Here is a 3,885-nt window from a genome sequence, read left to right on the forward strand (position 1 = left end):
CCGGGGAGTGCGGAGCACCCGGGCGGTCCGCCGCCCGGGTGCTCCGTGGCGTGTACGGGGCGCGGGAGGACCGCCAGGGGGGCGAGTGCGGGAGCCGGAGGGGGCCGGGCCCTGGGCGTCGCGCCGGGGTTGAGGCGCCGGGCCCTGGGCGTCGCGCCGGGTTGCCGGCGCGGCCGGCCCGGTGTCTCTCCGGGAGTGGCCGGTCAGCCCTTGCGCAGTCCGTGGAGGAGCAGCTCGGCCAGCTGTTCGTACGCCTCGGCGTCGGCGAGGCCGGTCGCCCCGGCCACCTGGCGCCGCTGGATGCGGACCATGACCGAGGAGATGACGTCGGCGGCGAAGGTCACGTGCACCTCCCGGAAGACGCCGGCCGCCACCCCCTCCTCGATGAGCTGCTGGACCCGGCCCGCCGCGGCGCGCGTGTTCCGTTCGTACACCTCGGCGGCCGGCTCGAAGGCGGCCACGTCGTCGAAGAAGCGCGGTGAGACGGGCGCCAGTTCGGCGGCGACCGCCCGCAGGTAGGCGGCGAGCCGCTCGGCCGGGGCGGTCTCGGCGGCGAGGTCCGCCTCCACGCGCGCGGTGGCCCGCCGGAAGAAGTGCACGACCGCCGCCCTGACGAGCTGTTCCTTGCTGTCGGCCAGGCCGTAGAGGGTCCGCTTCGAGCAGTGCAGCCGGGAGGCGAGGTCGTCCAGGGTCAGCTGGGCGAAGCCCTCGGCGACGAGGAGCGCCACCAGCTCCTCGAAGAGGGCGGAACGACGCGCCGCACCCCGGCCCGTGAGCTTCGGGGCGTCGGCGGCTCGGGTCTCGATCACCCGATCAGTATTCCAGGCACCCGTCCGGGGGTGGTGGGCCCACCCCTCGACCGCTACGCTAAGCGGTACTGAAGTACCCCGCCGAGTACCACTTCGCGCGCCGATGGAGTCGCCATGGATGTCGACCGCCTGCTTCCCACCCCCGAAGCGGCGGACCTCATCGCCCTCACCCGGGAGATCGCCGACAAGGAGCTCTCTTCGCGGGTGGACGAGCACGAGGCCGCCGAGACCTATCCCGAAGGCCTCTTCGCCACCCTCGGCGAGGCCGGGCTCCTGGGCCTCGCCTACCCCGAGGAGTACGGCGGCGGAGGCCAGCCGTACGAGGTCTACCTCCAGGTCCTGGAGGAGCTCGCCGCCCGCTGGGCCGCCGTCGCCGTCGCCACCAGCGTCCACACCCTCGCCTGCCACCCCCTGTACGCCTTCGGCACCACCGAGCAGAAGGAACGCTGGCTGCCCGCCATGCTGGAGGGACGCGCCATCGGCGGCTACAGCCTCTCCGAGCCCCAGGCCGGCTCCGACGCGGCCGCGCTCTCCTGCAGGGCCGAGCGCCAGGAGGACGGCAGCGGTTACCGCGTCACCGGCACCAAGGCCTGGATCACCCACGGCGGCAAGGCCGGGTTCTACGCCCTCTTCGCCCGCACCGCCCCCGGCAGCCACGGCGTCTCCTGCTTCCTCGCCCCCGGCGAGGCCGAGGGCCTCACCTTCGGTGCCCCCGAGCGCAAGATGGGCCTCCAGGCGGTGCCGACCACGGCCGCGTACTGGGACGGCGCCCTCATCGGGGAGGACCGGCTGATCGGCCGGGAGGGCCAGGGCCTCCAGATCGCCTTCAGCGCCCTCGACAACGGCCGCCTCGGCATCGCGGCCTGCGCCACGGGCCTCGCGCAGGCCGCGCTCGACGCCGCCGTCTCGTACGCCAACGAGCGCACCACCTTCGGCCGCCGGATCGTCGACCACCAGGGCCTCGGCTTCCTCCTCGCCGACATGGCCGCCGCGGTCGACGCGGCCCGTGCCACCTATCTGGACGCGGCCCGCCGCCGGGACCGCGGCCGTCCCTTCAGCCGCCAGGCCAGCGCCGCCAAGCTCATCGCCACGGACACGGCGATGAAGGTCACCACGGACGCCGTCCAGGTCCTCGGCGGCTACGGCTACACCCGTGACTTCCCGGTCGAGCGCTACATGCGCGAGGCGAAGATCATGCAGATCTTCGAAGGGACGAACCAGATCCAGCGCCTGGTCATCAGCCGGGGGCTCGCCCAGCCGCAGGCGTGACGGCCGCGCGGGGAAGCGGACCCCAGATGATTTCGGATTGAACGAAATCGGGCGTATGCTCGGTCCGCCACCCCGGCCGGCCCGCACTCCCCCGTTGCGGGCAGGCCGGGGTTCGGCGCGTTCGGGGGCCGGTGGTGCCCCGCCTCTCCCCGCCCGCCGTGACGCCGGCGCGCCCGGCCCGCCCGCCGTGATGCCGGCGCGCCCGGCCCTCCCGCCGAGGACGCGCCGGACCCGCTCGCACCCTCGCCCGCCGATCGGCCCGATTTCCCTTCCAGGGGCGTGGCCTGGGGTTCTATGGTGAGCGGCGCAGATCGCGCAGACCGCGCGGTCCCTTCGCGGGGACGCGCCCCCGGCCGCCGGCCACCCCGGCGGCAGGGACACCCGCACGACACCAACGAGGAGTTCCATGGACATCGCCGGCTCCGCCGCTCTCGTCACCGGTGCCGCATCCGGCCTCGGGGCCGCCACCGCCGCCGCGCTCGCGGCCCGGGGCGCCGCCGTCTACGGCCTCGACCTGGACAAGGCCGTCGCCGCCGCGGGCCCGCTGCCGGAAGGCGTCCGGCTGCTCCCGGCCGACGTCACCGACGAGGAGCAGGTCCGCGCGGCGCTCGCCGCGATCGACGCCGACGGCGCGGAGCTCCGGATCGCGGTCAACTGCGCCGGCATCGCCCCCTCCGCGCGCGTCCTGGGCCGCAAGGGCCCGCACGACCTGGACCTCTTCCGCACGGTGCTCGACGTGAACCTGGTCGGCACCTTCAACGTGATGCGGCTCGCCGCCGAGGCCATCGCCCGGCACGAGCCCGACGGGAACGGTCAGCGCGGTCTGGTCGTCAACACCGCCTCCATCGCCGCCTTCGAAGGCCAGGTGGGGCAGATCGCGTACGCCGCCTCCAAGGCGGGCGTCGCCGGGATGACCCTCACCGCCGCCCGCGACCTGGCGCAGTACGGCATCCGCGTGGTGACCGTCGCGCCGGGCATCGTCGACACCCCGATGATGGCCGGGTTCAGCGAGGAGATCCGGGCGGGCCTCGCCGCCGGTGTGACCTTCCCGCAGCGCCTCGCCCGTCCGGAGGAGTACGCCCGCCTCGTCACGATGATCGCCGAGCACGACTACCTCAACGGCGAGACGATCCGGATGGACGGCGCGCTGCGCATGGCCCCCCGCTGACCCTCTGCGGCCCCTGGGGGGAGCCTCCGTACCCCCGTCACAGCACTCGGTGTCGGCGATCACCGACACCGAGTGCCGCCTGGACGCGTTCCCGGTGTTAGGTTCGGAGCATGGGAACAGCGTCGACGAACTCCACGAAGCCCGCGATGCGGGACTCCCTCATCGCCGCGGCCTTCCGCCTCTTCCTGGAGCGGGGCTACGAGCAGACGACCGTGGACGACATCGTCACCCTCGCCGGGGTCGGCCGGCGGTCGTTCTTCCGGTACTTCCCGTCGAAGGAGGACGTGGTCTTCCCCGACCACGAGCAGTGCCTCGACGACATGACCCGCTTCCTCGCCGCGAGCGCGGACACCGACGACCCGATGGTCCGGGTGTGCGACGCCGCCCGGCTCGTCATGCGGATGTACGCGGAGAATCCCACCTTCTCCGTCCAGCGCTACCGCCTCACCCGGGAGGTGGCCGGGCTGCGCACGTACGAACTCTCGGTGGTCTGGCGGTACGAGAAGACCCTCGGCGACTACCTGCGCACCCGCTGGGCCGACCGCCGGGACGGCACGCTGCGCGCCAACGTGGCCGCCGCCGCCGTCGTGGCCGCCCACAACCACGCCCTGCGCCACTGGCTGCGCTCCGGCGGCGAGG

4 protein-coding genes are annotated in these 3,885 nt (G+C 74.2%); 3 read left to right on the forward strand and 1 reads right to left on the reverse strand.

The window, feature by feature from the left end; translation table 11 throughout:
- Nucleotides 1-203 precede the first annotated feature (203 nt).
- Nucleotides 204-809, reverse strand: a complete 606-nt coding sequence (locus RIF68_RS30305) for a TetR/AcrR family transcriptional regulator (RefSeq protein ID WP_309054473.1) — start codon at nucleotides 807-809, stop codon at nucleotides 204-206.
- Between the two features lie 114 nt (nucleotides 810-923).
- On the opposite strand from RIF68_RS30305, the gene RIF68_RS30310 reads away from it, so the two are divergent.
- The 3 genes from RIF68_RS30310 to RIF68_RS30320 all read left to right on the forward strand — a co-directional run.
- Nucleotides 924-2,078 (forward strand): acyl-CoA dehydrogenase family protein, encoded by a 1,155-nt coding sequence (locus RIF68_RS30310; RefSeq protein ID WP_309054474.1) that lies wholly within the window; start codon nucleotides 924-926, stop codon nucleotides 2,076-2,078.
- A gap of 406 nt (nucleotides 2,079-2,484) precedes the next feature.
- Nucleotides 2,485-3,246 (forward strand): SDR family NAD(P)-dependent oxidoreductase, encoded by a 762-nt coding sequence (locus RIF68_RS30315; RefSeq protein ID WP_309054475.1) that lies wholly within the window; start codon nucleotides 2,485-2,487, stop codon nucleotides 3,244-3,246.
- Nucleotides 3,247-3,356: 110 nt separating this feature from the next.
- The coding region (locus RIF68_RS30320; protein WP_309054476.1) for a TetR family transcriptional regulator at nucleotides 3,357-3,885 on the forward strand (529 nt) is incomplete at its 3' end.

The organism is Streptomyces sp. (assembly GCF_031178505.1).
Lineage (GTDB): Bacteria > Actinomycetota > Actinomycetes > Streptomycetales > Streptomycetaceae > Streptomyces > Streptomyces gulbargensis.